We start from the raw sequence: 14,831 nt of genomic DNA, 5'->3' as shown, positions 1-14,831 counted from the left end.
AATCTGGATTAATTGAGGGGTGAAACCCAAATATTTATCTTAAATTTAAAAAATAGGTGTACAAATGCGGGTGTGTGGGCTGAAAAAACGAATCCGAAATCAATAAAGTAAAAATGATGAAAAGCAATCGACGTAAATTTCTTTCAACGGCACTGGTAAGTGGAATGGCTGTGGCCATGCCAGGATACGGAAAGCACAGGATGGACCATTCGGACGCCTGTCTGGAATCCCAAAACCCCAAATACGCCCAACTGGATGAAGTGCTCCGCCGACCTGTTTTCAAAAAGGAGCTGTTTACCCACCCCGTTATTATCGAATCTGTGGAATTACTGCGCCATGGAAGAAAATTTTTATGCCGCGTGCGATCTAAGGATGGCGCAGAAGGCGTTTCAGTTGCCCACGACATGATGAACACCTTTTATCCCGTTTTTGTCAATCACCTGCAAAACATGTTTGCTGGGTTGGATGCCAGGCGGCTGGATGAAATCGTGGAAAAGGCACTTATTTATAACATGAATTACCGGTACCAGCCTCTGCCGATTGGAATTCCCTTAGCCACCATCGAGTTTGCGATATTGGATATGATGGGACATATTGCCAAGAAACCCACAGGCCAGTTGATTGGCGAAATCCACAATACGCACGTTCCGGTCTATCAGGCCACCGAATTCAGGGAGAGACCGGTGGAAGAATCGGTGGAGCTTATCAAAAGGGAGGTGGAAAAACACCGTGCCCAGGCGGTCAAAATAAAAGTCGGGGCGCTGATGTTCATGACCAATGATTTGGATGCGAAGGGCCCTCCCGGCAGAACGGAGCAGATCATTCCGCTCATTAGGAAAACTTTTGGTGACCATATGCCTCTGTATGCAGATGCCAATGGCTATTACCAGGACGTGAATGAGGCGATACGTGTGGGTAAGTTGCTGGAAGAACACGATTATAGGTATTTCGAGGAACCCACACCCTGTTACTGGCATCATGGTACAAAGATGGTAAATGACGCGCTGTCCATTCCGGTGGCAGGAGGGGAGCAGGAACACAGTATTTATGGCTTTCGCTGGTTGCTGGCCAACGATGGCCTCGAAATCGTGCAGCCCAACCAGTATTATTTCGGGGGAATGGTGCGGTCCATGCAAGTGGCCCGGATGGCCCATGCCATGGGCAAAACATGCACCCCCCATTTGTCGGGTGATTTTGGGTTCATTTATATGATGCATTTTGTTTCGGCGATTCCTAATTCAGGCCCTCATATTGAATTCAAAGGTTATACGGATGTGCCGATTGAATGCAAAACCTCTTCACTGAGAATATTGGCTGACGGGACAATTGAAGTTCCTACCGGCCCGGGAATGGGCGTTACCATAGACCCTGATTATCTCAAAAAATGTGAAGTGGTGAAAAGGGCCTGAGAACCGGCCCGGAGGTGATGGGAATTATTTCATAAAATCTCAGGAATTCTAAGCCGGGATGCCATGGAAACAATTCCTATATTTAAGATGGTCTTCATCCTGTTTAATTGACAATGGACATGATAAATCCAAAATTGCTGTTCTTACCTGTACTTTTCTGTTATATGAAATCCATAGCCCAGCCTCAACCCTTACCCTCCTCTGTTTACGAATGGAAAATGATGCCAGTGGAAAAAAGTGGCGGGGTAGAGCGCAGGCATTACTTTAATTGGCCGACCAAAACTTTGCAGAATTTTGAAATTGAAGTCATTGACATTCAATCAGAAAATAACAGGAAAATTACGGAGATAGCCTCTGACACGGAAAAATTGATTCTTGTGAAAAACGGTACTTTAAGCTTGAGTTCTCAGCAGGGGGACCAGATCTTAAGTGCGCGAAGCATTGCCTTGGTACATCCTGGAGAAAAGCTGAGTATTTACAATGCCGGGAAGTCCCCAACATCCTTTTTCCTTATCCAATGGAAAATAGAAACTTTCTCAGAATACCGGCCAAGGTCATCGGGTAAAAGCATACAGGTTTTTGATTATCAAAAACTGGATTATAAGGAAAACCCCAAAGGTGGCCGCAGAAACGTCATGGAAGCAGCTACCCAAACTTTGCATGAACTGGAAATGCATATCACCACACTTTTGGAAGGTGAGAAAAGCCACGATCCCCATGTGCATCCAGATGAGGAAATAATTGTGGTTTTGCAAGGGGAGGTGGAAGAGATGATCAATGGCACCCCCTATAGGTTGGGACCGGGATCGGTTATTTTTCTCAGTTCTATGGATCCTCACGGGATTCGTAATGTGGGCAAAGGGGCGTGTGAATATTATGCGATAAGGTGGACGGTCAAAGATTGATTCCATTCTATTCCTGCTCTAGGATATCGGAGTACTTATTTTTGATTGCCGGTAGAACTCCACTTGCTTTTTTATATCGGGACATGGCAAAATTAGAATCACTTTGTCCATAGCATATTTTTTATGGTTGTGCCCACAAAAATACTTGGTAAAACAGAGGGCAAATTGCAAAAAACAGACATTCTCAATAGCCAGTCTTGACTGTCCGGCGTTACAGCTTATGCGCCAATTTTGTATATTTTTTCCTGTCCCAGGCAACTACCTGTACACCTGTAGAATAGTGAATTCTGTCCGGTGAGTTGTCCAGTAATTCGTTAAATTTTGGGTACTCAATTTTTATTTCTTTCAAATCTATTTTAAAAGCAGGCCATTCAGCGTGGTGGATTTCAAATTCGTTGATGGAAGCTTGCGTATCTTGAAATAAGGCATATCTCTCTAGCAGCCATTTGTCGAGTTCTGTCTTTTCTTTCAATTCCCTGCCGACTTGGTATATTATTTTCAGTTTGTCATTGGATTGTTTGTTTTCCGAGTAATATATATTTTCCCGTCTCTCTATTTTTGAGTATCTGTAGGGCAGTGCAGACAATGCCTTAGCCAATTGACAGGAAATTTTGGTACCACCTTCTATGCTCAAAAAGTAAACTCCTGTTTTATTGTTGTGCTTCACATAGGTGCGAATGTTGATTTCGTCAAAATCAGATAGGGGAGAAAAGGAAGGTAATTTTCTTGGTCTTACTTTCTCCATTGTAAATGCAACCAATGATACCCAAGGTTTTCCCTCAAATAAATCAATTTCTAAGTCGTCGGGAACAAACTTTCTTATTTCTTCATAGGCGACTTGCCAATGAAGAAATACCGCATTGTTCCATTCCTGATAATATTTCCATCTTTCTGCAGGGAGCTTCCAAGGCCTGTGCCCGGTAGTATTTAATATTTCCTTTATGGTCATTTTTAAAATTGGCTACAACTGTCACATATAGGGCTTATGGCATTTTTCAGACAGGGTGTCATAAGTTGAGAACTTTGAATTACTTATTGTCGCATAAACCACACGGAACGTCAGAGGCCGTTTTTTGTCATGAAAGAATATCAGCGGGTCTCTAAGTTAAATGCTTTGCCTAAACTTTCTGTTATGTTTTTAGAAACATTTCCGGTTTTGTCCAACCTGGGATTAAATATGGTCACGCTTATTCCTATCATCCGTTCTGTCTTTAACAGGCTTCTTATCAGGTATTCCACCTGTTCAAACCGGAGTCCATCCGGAAGGCGATAATCAACTGCCGGATTAATCTCATCAGAAAGCACATCTGTATCAAAATGGATCCAGAACCCTTCAACCTCCGCTTTATTGATATGTTGCAGAATCTCCTCTGTGGTGGTATTTATGCCTTTCCTTTTGATTTCGGCCAGACTGAAGCATTTTATAGGGGTTTCCCGTATATCCTGTGAGCCATATTTTCGGGTTTCTTCCCAGTCCCTTTGGCCCACATGAACCACATTTTCATCTTTTATGTAGGGTTGTAGGTTATGGATGTTTGTCAATATTCCGGGACCCCGTCCTGTTACAATAGCCAAATCCATATCAGCAACTTCGCCTGTGATGGATTTTTCAGGTTCGTAAAAATCCGCATGTGCATCTAAAAAAATTAATCCATAATTCCCCTTTGCTTTCAGGGCCGATGTTATGCCAATCAGTATGCTACAATCACCGCCTAAAACAAACGGAAAATTGTTTTTATCTATTGAATTAACTACAACCTCATCCAATGACATAGAAAAATTTTTGATTGCCAGCGCATTCAATAAATTGGACCTTGGCTCCCGTTTTTCACTATATTGAGTATTCAGGGTTTCGAGGCGGATAACTGTATTCTGAGTTTTTAAAGTTTCGTACAAACCGGAAGCAAGCAGGCTGTCACCCAACGCTTCCACCCCTGTCGGTTTCAGGCCCAAAATGGACGGTGCTGAAATGATCTGGATATCTTCATTGATTAATTCCATTTATATTTTAGCCGTTTATTTGATAATTGGAAGGTATTTTTCCCGGTTGTCAAAGATTATCCAAAGCAGGACAAGCCAGATGAGAATGGCGATGGGCAATCCGCTTGTGTCCACAAAAATATGGGTGAGCAGCACCCCAACCATAACCGGAAAAACAATCAAAGCTCCCAAGGCTCTTGTTTTAGGGAGAATGATCAAAACCCCACCAAGGGTTTCAGCAAACCCAATGAGCGGCATCAGCCACGAGATCTCCGTTAGCGCATTAAAATCGTTCAGCAATTCCCGGGGCAAATCATCAGGGGCAGGCATGTAATTAAAAAATTTATTTAACCCACCGTTGATGAGCAGCAATCCGAATGCTACGGACAACACCGCCAGAATCTTCGGTTTCATTTTTGATTGGGAGTCAAGGTTGATAGCAGCTCATCTAAATTTTCAAGAGCCATGGTAAAGCCTTCTTTAAAACCAAGTTCAATTATCTTTTCAAGATCGGCAAGACTTTCGTACTTTGTCGTAATTGTTACGAGTGTTTTGTCGGAAATTTCGCTGAAAACATTTGCCCACAAGGTTCTTGGCATGTCGGTATTGACAATGCCATCTTCATCGCAAAAGGCATCTAAGCCGGTAAAACTTTTTAGGGGTTTTATTTTTTGATAGTCGTTTCTGCACCAGTGTTTTTCATTTTCAGGGCTTATCATAGCATAAAGCCAGTGTCCGCCTTCTCTGAAATCCATTGACCGGGTTTCGGTTTTATAGGGCTTGGGCGCCCACCACTGGTCCAAGAGCTCAGGTTTTGTCCAGGCGTCCCAAACCAGGTCAAGGTTTGCCGCAAACTCCCGTTTTACTAAAATGGTGTTGTTTTCCTTGTTGACGGAAAAGTCAAATAACAGGTTAGGATTCATTTCTATTTTGTTTTGAGTTTTTGTAAAATATCGTCAAGCTGGTCGAAACGTTTTTCCCATATCTTGCGGAACTGTTCCAGCCATTTGTCTATTTCTTTCATTTTTTCAATTTCAAGACGGTAAAAGATCTCTCTTCCCTGCTGATTTTGGGATACCAATTCGCACTCCGTCAAAATACGCAAGTGCTTGGAAACAGCCTGCCGGCTGGTGTCAAAGTGTTCGGCAATGGCATTAGGAGTCATCGCCTGCAAGGCTATGAGCGCAATAATTGCCCTTCTGGTCGGGTCGGCAATGGCTTGGAACACGTCTCTTCTCATTTGTGCGGTGATTTTAAGAAACCAATCAGTTGCAAATATATATGCAACTTTTCGGTTTCGCAAATTTTTCCGCAGCTTTTTTTTTCATAGCTGGTTCCTTTGGCAAAAAATACAAAGCCCGGTGAAAACCGGCGCTAAAAAATCAGACCCTTAACGAGCCACGAAAGCCTCTGGCGCCATAGTAAGATTCTGCACCGTTGTGATAGAGAAATACCTGGCCGTAGCGGCGATCGCAGAAAAGGGCGCCGCCAAGTTCTCTGACATCAGCAGGGGTGATCACCCAGCTAGAAGTTTTCGTATCGAAATCTCCAAGTTTCTGCAAGTTTCGATATTCTTCTTCCGTCAAAAGCTCAATGCCCATAGCAGCAGCCATGCCAAGAGCGCTGTTTTTCGGTTTATGTTCTTTCCTTGACTCCAGCGCCTCATTGTCATAACAAACACTCCTGCGGCCTTTAGGGCTTTCGGGTGAACAATCATAAAAAATGTACTCGCCGGTTTTTTTATCATGGCCGACCACATCCGGTTCACCACCGGTGATTTCCATTTCATCGAGTGACCAAAGCTTGTCTGGGTTGGCTTCCAGCTTTTTTTGGATATCGCTCCAGTTAAGACCTTTATGGCGGTTCATGTTTTTTTCAAAACGTTTCTTCAATATGTTGAGCAGTTCTTCTTGCCTGTCTGAGGGCAAGGTATGTTGTTGGTTCATTTTATTTTTGTTCATGTTTACGTTTTATTAATCCTCCAGCCCCTTTCCTTCAAGAATTTTTGGTATATATTTTTCAATCCTTGATTCTCGGGTTTTGGATTGTTTGGCTTGGGAAAAATGGAGAAGGTATCCCCTTTGCCGTCCGGGAGTCAAGGCCTCAAAAGCAGTTTTTAGTTTAGGATTTTCATTCAATGCCTTTTGAAATTCTTCCGGCATTGGAAATTCGGAAGTCTTTTTTAACTCCACTTTCAAGCCCGCCTTTTCCACCTCTACCGCTTCATAAATATATGCTTTCAAAGTGGCTTCCATCTCCACGATCTGCTGAAGACCCGTGAACCGGATCTGCCGTGCCGATTGCACATTTTCCGTCTGCTGGATAAGGATACCATCGGCATCATGTAACAAAGCACCTTTGAAAAACAAAAGTGCGCAGTATTCTTTAAATCCGTGTATTAACACGATGTTGCTGCTCTTAAACGTGTAGCAAGGGCAGCCCCACTTTAATTCTTCAGTCAACCCGCAATTGAGCGCAATCATTCTCAATTCCCTATATTCTTTCTGCCACTCGGTGGCCTTGTCGAAAAACCAATTGACTTTAGGATTCATGCCGTTTATTTATTGATTAACCGCCACGACTTTTCTGTCGGCAGGTCTAAAATACCAGGATACTACCGTCAATAACAGCAGTAAAGAAGGGCCAAAAAGTTCCTCGGCACCATGACCGATAGCCAAATGAGAAACGATGGCACCCGACATGGCAAAGAAAAAGCCCGCGTAAGCCCATTCCTTTACCAAAGCGAATTTCGGAACAAGCACCGCAACGACTCCCAACATTTTCCAAACGCCCAGCATGGTTAGAAGATAGATGGGATAGCCCAGACGCGTCATAAGGTCTACGTCTGCTTCCATTTTCATCAATTGTACGATGCCGGTGGATACCATTCCCAGCGAAAGCCAAAGAGTAGCAACCCAGTAGGTGATTTTACTGGCGCGTCCGGCAGGTTTGTTTCTCTTTTCCATAACGCGTTAATTAGTCTGTTTTTCTAATTTTCTTTTCAAGCATTTGTTAATTTGCTCACTATGTCCTGCAGGCGGTTATGCGCCATATTCAGGCCGTATTCAAAAGGCATTTTTAGTAGTTGGTCCCGAAGTGCGACCGATCTGAATACCGTATGCATGATGAGCTTGCTGGTGTTGTCAGTCAGTTTCTCAAATTCCAGGAACTCAAGTTGCACATCAAGCGTTGAATTCTCAGCTTCAAATGTCCTGGTGATTTTTTGATTGGGAACAAGCTCATGGAAGACTCCATTCGCCGCGTACAGCACATTTCCGTTGGCATCTGTGGTTTGAAACCGCCAGTTGCCATGCTTTTTGCCTTCAAACTTCGTCAGTTTTGTTGTTCCATACTCATGCGACATCCACTGCTCGAAAATCCCGGGCTCCACATGCGCTTTAAAGAGTAATTCCACCGGCAGGTCAAATTCACGGGTGATCAGCAAATCATGTTTGCCGTCTTCAGCATTCACTTTTGTTTTTCGTTCCATTGTGCTATTTTTTTGTTTGGTAATTTTTCATGATGGCTTCCAGTTTGTTAAACCTGTCATCCCAAAATTTCCGAAATGGTTCGATAAATTCTGCTATTTCCCTCATTTTGTCAGCGTTGAGATGGTAGTAGATTTCACGCCCTTGTTGCTCTTGTTTTAATAATTCACATGCAGTAAGAATCTGAAGATGTTTTGAAACCGTGGGCCTTGCCGTTTCAAAGTTGGAAGCAATAACCCCTGCTGTCATGGATTGTGAGGCTATCAATAGCAGTATAGCCCTTCTTGTCGGGTCTGCTATGGCTTGAAACACGTCCCGTCTTAATTTCATTGTGTAGTTATTTGACTACAAATATATATGTAGCTATTTAACTACGCAAATTTTTTTAATGCGATAGGCGATATTTATTAGCCGCTGGAATATGCATTCAAATCATTTACCACCACCGGCCCCGTACCCAGTAATATTGCAGGAGCTGTCATGATTGGGTTCAAAAGTTCTTCCACCACCTGTCCAAGTGTTTTACGCGCGTTGTGCATATCTTCTTTAGTCTTCCACAATGTGACTGTAAGATGGCGGCCTTCACCCACACTTGTAACTATGGTTCCCGCATAACCCGGCTGTTCTGCGTGTTTGTCCTGAAACGCTTTGAATGCTTTGGTTTCTTGAATTTTCGTTTCGGCTGAATAATAGGTTTCTCTAAAGACGGCGTACATAGGTTCAAATAATTTGTTTAGGTAATTCTTGCTTTTTGCTTCTGACCAGCGTTAACCCCTTGAATTTGGCCCAACCCAACCCTAAAATCTTAATCAGTCAAACCGAATTTACTATTTTTTTCGGATTTTTTTGACCAAGCCCGTTAATGGAAGACGGCGGAAATCACCAGGACCCGGCAAAGCTTCAACCAATCCATTGTCGCTATTACCCTATTAAAATGCCGTATTTACCCGCTGACTCTTTGGACAATAGCCCGTAGATTTGTACCTGACAATCAACTCACAACAACCTAAACAAGACCATCATGTTCAAAAAAAGCAAAGCATTCAGTGGGTTTTCCGCGGATGATCTACAAAAAGCCAAGGAGTTTTATGGTAAAGTCCTTGGAGTGAAAGTAGAGGATGGCCCGATGGGCATTCTGGAACTGCATATAGAAGGTGGGAACACGGTCATGATATATCCCAAGGCAAACCATGAACCGGCCACCTTTACCGTTCTTAACTTTCCTGTAAGCAATATCGACGAAGCCGTGGATGAGCTATCCAGACGGGGCGTACAGTTTGAGCAATATGAGGGAGAGATTAAAACCGATGAAAAAGGTATTTGCCGAAGTGATGGAAGCGGGCCGAACATCGCCTGGTTTAAAGACCCGGCCGGTAATATTCTTTCTGTGCTGGAAATTGAATAACTATAAAACCCAAACTGTATGGAAACCAAAACAGTGAGCCATAGAATGCAATCCCTTCTGGCGCTGTATGATATGCAAACGCGGTTTTTCCTGAATGTCATTGACGGCATTTCGGACGAAGACCGTCACAAACGCCTTAACACCAAAGCGAATCACATTGCTTGGCTTACGGGAAGTCTTGTTCAGCAGCGCTATGAACTGGCCCGGTTGCTCGGCTCGGACATGAAACAAGCGGCAGATGAGCTTTTTAAAGATTACAAAGGGATTCAGGACGATGTAAATTATCCATCGCTTTCAACATTCCAAAAAGATTGGGAAACCGTCACCCCGGTTCTAAGAAATGCACTTGTCCATGTTTCTGACGCGCGACTCGACAGTCCCTTTGAGATGGAAGAAATGAAAATGTCCCATTTTGATCTCATTGCTTTTATGATTTACAGGGAAGCCAACTGCATCGGCCAAATCGCCTTATGGCGCAGACTTCTGGGGTATCCGGCGATGAAATATGATTGAACTGATGTTTTTATCAATTCATGGTATTTATGCAACTGGGGCCGGGCGTTAAAAAATGCCCGGCGCACGTTTTTAATGGGCAACCGGGATTGGGAGAGGAAGGATTCCTTGCTTGAAGCTTTAGGGTGGGGGAGAAGCCGCTTCCCTGGGGGCAAAACCCCAAGGTTGTTTGGTTACTTACCGTCTTTCTTTTACCCGGTCTGCGGTCATGGTTTTCGGATAATTGATTTAACTTCCACTTTTCCGCTAATTCGGCATTAAATCCATCTTTGTCTTTTGGATTGGTTCACCTTGGCCATCAGTAACCAGCTTATAAAGATTGTTTGTGATATAACCCGTCCAGGCATCATTACAAACCTCATAGCATTCATGTTCGGGTACCAAACCCTGGTGCGTGAATTTAACTTTTGTCTTGCCATCCTCATTCGTTATTTCAAAAACCAGCCTGGTGTCAACCCATTCGGTTTTATCCTGAGTGAAATTAAATTCATTTTCCAACACATGATAGACTAACTTTTTATTTTTATTCATTTCAATCAATTTCATTTTGCATAAATGAATGTCTTTATAGTGATAAAAAAACACCTCGTTGAGTTTGTCTGTCGGGCCCTCAATTTCTTCTGACCACCAGGCCCGAAAATCCTTAATGGCATTATAGGCTTTTTCAGCGCCTGCATCTACAAGAATAGTAGCGGTATAATCTTGATTGTTCATATCTATTTGTGTTAAAGTATTTTCTGATGTTTTGTGCCAAAGTCTTTCAGATCGATATGGACCGCAATCTGCAGTCCGAATTTTCAATTTTCAACGACCACAAAAAGCATGGTGATGACATCATACAAAAAGCCCAAATGTATCTTGAGAAAAATTATCAGGATAAAATTTCCATCAAATTTCTGATAAAAAAGTTAAACCTGGAAAGAAGAACGTTTGATAGAAGGTTCATCAAGGCGTCAGGCATGACGCCACTCGATTACCTGCAGCGGGTAAGAATTGAAGCGGCCAAAAAATCCCTTGAGAATACCAGGAAAACAGTAAATGAAATCATGTATGATGTGGGATATAGCGATACCAAAGCTTTTAGAAATGTGTTTAACCGGATCACAGGGATTTCTCCCCATGACTACAAATCAAAATACAACAAGGAAGGCTGACAGACTGAATTACAGATGCCTTGCTTAAAAGATTTCATTTTTTCAGCCGTTAAAATTGAAAGGCTGTCCTGTGGTTTTCACCCGGAACATTTTCCCGTTTTACGGCAGCTTATTTTTAAAATAATGCAGTATCTGAAAAAGCAAATAGCAACCCATTCAGGACCGAAGCAATAACCACTATTCCCGGAGCGAGCTCATCTTGGGGTGGTATATTGGGCGGCTGTCAAACTACCTCACTGGCGTGGCCCAACCAACACTTTTTTCCAAGCGGTTTTTTCACTTTTTAATGCATAAATTTTTCATAGGATAAAATTTACAGCGTTAGCTTGCGAAACGTAATCCGGCCCTCGATTCATTGTCGGTCAAATAATCCCGTATTTCCTTTTTTCCAAAGCGGCAAGAGCTGTTCAACGATTTCGGGATTTTCTTCGGCAATGTTTTTTGACTCCCACGGGTCAGCCTGGTGGTCATAAAGCTCGGTGACGGGGCTTTGTTCCCTAAAATAGCGGGTCAGCCGGTATCTTTCGTTTCTCATGGATATGCCCCTGTTGAAATAGCTGAAGGCGAGATTTTCCCTGTCCGGATCCTTGCCTTCCCCTACCAGCCTGGCCAGGCTCTGTCCATCCAGGGGAAAATCCACGGGAATGCCACACCATTCCATCAGGGAAGGGTATATGTCTACCGAACTGACTACGGTACCGTCATTTATTTCCCTGGGCTCCGTTCCGGGTACCCTAATCATCAGTGGGCTCCGCAGGGCCACCTCAAAGTTGGTGTGCTTGCCCCATACCCTGTGGTCTCCCAGGTGCCAACCGTGGTCTCCCCACAGTACCACGATGGTCTTCTCCGTCAAACCCAGTCTTTCCAATTCGTCCAGCACTTTTCCTATCTGGGCATCCACATAACTGACGGACGCATAATAGGCATGGCGCAGTTTTCCTGCATAGGCATCAGAAAGCGGCTCATCCAGAGAGGCCCTTTCATCCCCGGCTTCATAGGAATTGAATTCTCCCATGTTTTGCAGGCTGGCCCGGTGGATGTTTTCGGGAATATCGGGTACCGGAGACAAAGGGATGTCTTCCTCTTTGTACATATCCCAATATTTTTTTGGGGCAGTGAAGGGCAGATGGGGTTTGAAAAAACCCACACCGAGAAAAAACGGTTGGTCTTTGGCCGCCAGGTCTTTCAGCTTATCCACCGCCAGATCCGCTGTAATCCCGTCAGGATAGCCTCTATCTGAGACATCGGCCATTTCATAGGGCTTCACCTGTCTCTTCATGCCCTGTCGGTTAGAACCATCCGCATAGCCGAAAAACGCGTTCCAGCCTGTGCCCCATTTGTCGGCATCAAACAGAAACTCATCCCAGCTATAAGGCATTTCGGGTTTAGCTCCCACGGGAGACTCCTCGTATCCGTACCAAAGTCCATCCACAGAATGGCTGATTTTACCGATGCCCACCGTGTAATATCCGTTTCTCCTGAAGTGATGGACCATACTCTCAGGGTTTTCCCCTTCCGGCTCATCGGAAAGGAACCGCTCTATGGCAGAGTTTTGGAGGTGTTGGGTACTGCGGGGGAGCAACCCGGTGAGGATGCTGCACCGGGAAGCGCCACAGGTGGGCACCTGCACGTAATGATTATAAAAAAGCGATGAAGTGCCCGCCAGCTTGTCCATATTCGGTGTTTTCATGAGGCTGTTGCCATAAGCTCCGATATCCGGCCTAAGGTCATCTACCGCTATGAAAAGAACGTGGTAGGGGGCTTGAACCTCTGCTTGGTCGTGTTGATTTTTTGGTGAAGAGCAGGAAATTTGCATAATAGAAGCCCACACGGTCAGTAAAAAAAAGACCGGTCCGTTTTTTTTGATTTCGTACATACCCAATATTTTAGATCTACAATTCATATGATTATAATTTTTTCTTAATAGGCCATATGGAATCTCGCATGTTTTCCCCGATAGCTATCGGGGCATCCCAATTTGTGACGATCCCGTCATGCTCGATTTCAAATGATTATAATATCTTTTTCAATGGTCCCGAACTTGATTTGGGAGAACCAAGCCTAAATTATCCCACTGTGTGTCGTTTCGTCAAGCTTGGTTTCTTCACAGAATTATATTTTTGTTTGGATTAGCATAATTCCGGGCATAATCCGGTTTCCCCTCACCCCCGGCCCCTTTCCCAGCCGGAGAGGGGTGTGTTGATATTCTCATGCTCGATTTCATGTGTTTATAAAATTACAGCCGCACATTTATTCGTCAATTCACGGAAATAAAAGAACCAAACCCCCCGTATGTTGAACAGGGAGTCCGGCGTAAAACCCAAGCCTGATTCAATATCCGGGATTTTGGGGAAATTCCCCCGGGTTGCTCACCCTGTCTATCTGTGTCTGGGGAATCGGCCGTACCAGATGCATTTCCTTGATATTAGGCGCTGCGTCCAGATTATGTGCTTTGACACGCTCAAGGAGGGTACCCGTGCGTTTCAGGTCATACCATCTGAATTTTTCTCCCACTAGCTCCCTTGCCCTTTCTTCTAATATAAAGTCCAAGTCGATATCCCCGGGGCCCACCTGCATTTCGGCTTCTTTTCCAGGTTTGGCTGCCCTGGTCCTCAGGACGTTGACATAGGCCGCCGCTTCCGCATTTTTATTTTGCCTCCAGGCTGCCTCCGTGGCAATCAGGTACATTTCCGCCAACCTGATCACGGGAAAATCCCTTCTGCCCGCAGTTTCATTGATGCTGGGTCTAAGGGGGTCCAAAAACTTGAGCAGGGAGGGGTAGTTTCGCCTTTGGTTAGTGCCGATCTCCTGGAATGACGTAACGCCGCCTATCCAGTTTCCCTTGTAATCAATGAGCCAATAGGGTGCCGCCAATTTCTCTTCATCGGCAACCGGATGCATGACGATATGGATGGCGGTATCCCCGGGACTGACCGTATGCCCGTTGATCACCGCGGATGTATTGGCCAGCCAGGTAGTTTTGAATGAACCTTCCCACCTGGCATCAATGTCTCTATCATACAGGCTGAAAAGGTAATTGGTGGGCAGAAACCGCTGAAAAGGCCTTCCGTTTTCCACATCACGCACCATAGCGGGGTTAAAAGTATAGTCGAAAATAAAATAAAGGTGACCCGAATTCCCGGGGCCGTTAAATAAAGGGTCTTCGGAAAATTGGACGGTCCAGATAAATTCCGGATTCCTTTCATTTTGAATATCCCACAGGTCGATATAAGGTTTGACCAATTCAAATGAATATTCACTGATCACCTTGGCGGCCAACCGTTCCGCCTCAGGCCAGTTGCCCAACGTAAGCTGCACCCGGGCCAGCAGGGCCTCGGCCGCCCCTTTGAATGTTCTGCCATATGCCGCGGCATTTACCGGCAGATTTTCTACAGCAAACTCCAGATCCGGTATGATTCCCTGGTTATAAAAAGTTTCCTCGGGAGTTCTGTTGGCTTCGGTTTCCACGCCGATGGTTTCTTCAAGAGAAAAGTGAACTCCTCCCCACTGCTGCACCACGTGAAAATAATACAACGCCCTAAGAAATCTGGCTTCGGCTTCTATTTCTTTGCGTCTTTGTTCTGAAATATTCTGTACCAAACCCACCTTATTGACCACGGTATTACATTGGTTAATCCCCCGGTAAAGCGCGTTCCAAATCGCCGTCACCGTGCCACTGGTTCCCAGAAAATTAGGAGAGTAGTTGTTGATATGGGGATTGTTGGCTATCCCGCCGAAGCCGTTGGTAAAGATATCTGTTCCGGTAACCGTGAGAAAAAAGCCGTTTTCCTGTCCATACAGGCTCCTAAGGGTGGTATAAGAGGCTTTTAGGCCATCTTCAATCCCCGCCTCTGTGGTATAATGTCCGTCCGCTGTGGCGAGGCTTACCGGATCCTCTACTAAAACCTGCTCGCATGACATCATGACCAGCCCTAAGCATATTGTCAGTACATTGAATATATTTTTCATGATATTTC

Annotated in this window: 19 protein-coding genes; 5 read left to right on the top strand and 14 right to left on the bottom strand. The window is 44.5% G+C overall.

Annotated features, from left to right (window positions below):
• The first annotated feature begins 113 nt into the window (after positions 1-113).
• Together ACFPFU_RS15945 and ACFPFU_RS15940 are read left to right on the top strand one after the other, a co-directional pair.
• Entirely contained in the window at positions 114-1,409 is a 1,296-nt protein-coding gene (locus ACFPFU_RS15945) for a mandelate racemase/muconate lactonizing enzyme family protein (protein WP_377065809.1), read from the top strand.
• Positions 1,410-1,528: 119 nt separating this feature from the next.
• Positions 1,529-2,314 carry a cupin domain-containing protein gene (locus tag ACFPFU_RS15940; RefSeq protein ID WP_377065807.1) on the top strand — a complete coding sequence of 262 codons (786 nt, stop codon included), beginning with the start codon at positions 1,529-1,531 and terminating at the stop codon, positions 2,312-2,314.
• 211 nt (positions 2,315-2,525) lie between these two features.
• Here ACFPFU_RS15940 and ACFPFU_RS15935 read toward each other — a convergent pair whose 3' ends face one another.
• The 11 genes from ACFPFU_RS15935 to ACFPFU_RS15885 form a co-directional block, all read right to left on the bottom strand.
• Positions 2,526-3,263 carry a YqjF family protein gene (locus tag ACFPFU_RS15935; RefSeq protein WP_377065805.1) on the bottom strand — a complete coding sequence of 246 codons (738 nt, stop codon included), beginning with the start codon at positions 3,261-3,263 and terminating at the stop codon, positions 2,526-2,528.
• Positions 3,264-3,403: 140 nt separating this feature from the next.
• Positions 3,404-4,315 (bottom strand): arginase family protein, encoded by a 912-nt coding sequence (locus tag ACFPFU_RS15930; RefSeq protein ID WP_377065803.1) that lies wholly within the window; start codon positions 4,313-4,315, stop codon positions 3,404-3,406.
• A gap of 15 nt (positions 4,316-4,330) precedes the next feature.
• The gene (locus ACFPFU_RS15925; RefSeq protein WP_377065801.1) at positions 4,331-4,708 is read right to left on the bottom strand and encodes a DoxX family protein; all 378 of its coding nucleotides are present in this window, start codon (positions 4,706-4,708) and stop codon (positions 4,331-4,333) included.
• Positions 4,705-5,217: an SRPBCC family protein gene (locus tag ACFPFU_RS15920; RefSeq protein ID WP_377065799.1), complete on the bottom strand. Its 513-nt coding sequence runs from the start codon at positions 5,215-5,217 to the stop codon at positions 4,705-4,707. Before ACFPFU_RS15920 ends, ACFPFU_RS15925 begins: the two co-directional genes overlap by 4 nt.
• A 2-nt stretch (positions 5,218-5,219) precedes the next feature.
• Positions 5,220-5,534 (bottom strand): ArsR/SmtB family transcription factor, encoded by a 315-nt coding sequence (locus tag ACFPFU_RS15915; protein WP_377065797.1) that lies wholly within the window; start codon positions 5,532-5,534, stop codon positions 5,220-5,222.
• 142 nt (positions 5,535-5,676) lie between these two features.
• Positions 5,677-6,255, bottom strand: a complete 579-nt coding sequence (locus tag ACFPFU_RS15910; protein WP_377065795.1) for a DUF4256 domain-containing protein — start codon at positions 6,253-6,255, stop codon at positions 5,677-5,679.
• 12 nt (positions 6,256-6,267) lie between these two features.
• A complete protein-coding gene (locus tag ACFPFU_RS15905; protein WP_377065793.1) occupies positions 6,268-6,846 on the bottom strand; it encodes a YdeI/OmpD-associated family protein in 579 nt (192 codons plus the stop codon).
• Positions 6,847-6,855: 9 nt separating this feature from the next.
• The gene (locus tag ACFPFU_RS15900) at positions 6,856-7,260 is read right to left on the bottom strand and encodes a DoxX family protein (RefSeq protein WP_377065791.1); all 405 of its coding nucleotides are present in this window, start codon (positions 7,258-7,260) and stop codon (positions 6,856-6,858) included.
• Positions 7,261-7,295: 35 nt separating this feature from the next.
• The gene (locus ACFPFU_RS15895) at positions 7,296-7,784 is read right to left on the bottom strand and encodes an SRPBCC domain-containing protein (RefSeq protein ID WP_377065788.1); all 489 of its coding nucleotides are present in this window, start codon (positions 7,782-7,784) and stop codon (positions 7,296-7,298) included.
• Between the two features lie 4 nt (positions 7,785-7,788).
• Entirely contained in the window at positions 7,789-8,112 is a 324-nt protein-coding gene (locus ACFPFU_RS15890) for an ArsR/SmtB family transcription factor (protein WP_377065786.1), read from the bottom strand.
• A 77-nt stretch (positions 8,113-8,189) separates the two neighbouring features.
• The gene (locus ACFPFU_RS15885; protein WP_377065784.1) at positions 8,190-8,498 is read right to left on the bottom strand and encodes a 3'-5' exonuclease family protein; all 309 of its coding nucleotides are present in this window, start codon (positions 8,496-8,498) and stop codon (positions 8,190-8,192) included.
• Between the two features lie 305 nt (positions 8,499-8,803).
• Between ACFPFU_RS15885 and ACFPFU_RS15880 the strand changes: the two genes are divergently transcribed.
• Together ACFPFU_RS15880 and ACFPFU_RS15875 are read left to right on the top strand one after the other, a co-directional pair.
• Entirely contained in the window at positions 8,804-9,187 is a 384-nt protein-coding gene (locus ACFPFU_RS15880; RefSeq protein ID WP_377065782.1) for a VOC family protein, read from the top strand.
• 18 nt (positions 9,188-9,205) lie between these two features.
• Positions 9,206-9,700, top strand: coding sequence for a DinB family protein (locus ACFPFU_RS15875; RefSeq protein ID WP_377065780.1), 495 nt, complete (start codon positions 9,206-9,208; stop codon positions 9,698-9,700).
• A gap of 246 nt (positions 9,701-9,946) precedes the next feature.
• On the opposite strand, the gene ACFPFU_RS15870 is transcribed toward ACFPFU_RS15875, so the two are convergent.
• Entirely contained in the window at positions 9,947-10,414 is a 468-nt protein-coding gene (locus ACFPFU_RS15870; RefSeq protein WP_377065778.1) for an SRPBCC family protein, read from the bottom strand.
• A 26-nt stretch (positions 10,415-10,440) separates the two neighbouring features.
• Here ACFPFU_RS15870 and ACFPFU_RS15865 point away from each other — a divergent pair, with 26 nt between their 5' ends.
• Positions 10,441-10,854 (top strand): helix-turn-helix domain-containing protein, encoded by a 414-nt coding sequence (locus ACFPFU_RS15865; RefSeq protein WP_377065776.1) that lies wholly within the window; start codon positions 10,441-10,443, stop codon positions 10,852-10,854.
• 352 nt (positions 10,855-11,206) lie between these two features.
• On the opposite strand, the gene ACFPFU_RS15860 is transcribed toward ACFPFU_RS15865, so the two are convergent.
• The gene (locus tag ACFPFU_RS15860) at positions 11,207-12,757 is read right to left on the bottom strand and encodes a sulfatase (protein ID WP_377065774.1); all 1,551 of its coding nucleotides are present in this window, start codon (positions 12,755-12,757) and stop codon (positions 11,207-11,209) included.
• Positions 12,758-13,185: 428 nt separating this feature from the next.
• Positions 13,186-14,823: a RagB/SusD family nutrient uptake outer membrane protein gene (locus tag ACFPFU_RS15855; RefSeq protein ID WP_377065772.1), complete on the bottom strand. Its 1,638-nt coding sequence runs from the start codon at positions 14,821-14,823 to the stop codon at positions 13,186-13,188.
• Between the last annotated feature and the right edge of the window lie 8 nt (positions 14,824-14,831).

This window comes from Negadavirga shengliensis (genome assembly GCF_042652345.1).
Classification (GTDB): Bacteria; Bacteroidota; Bacteroidia; order Cytophagales; family Cyclobacteriaceae; genus Negadavirga; species Negadavirga shengliensis.
The sequence above is the reverse complement of the archived record's forward strand: the minus strand, read 5'-3'. Positions and strand labels throughout refer to the sequence as shown.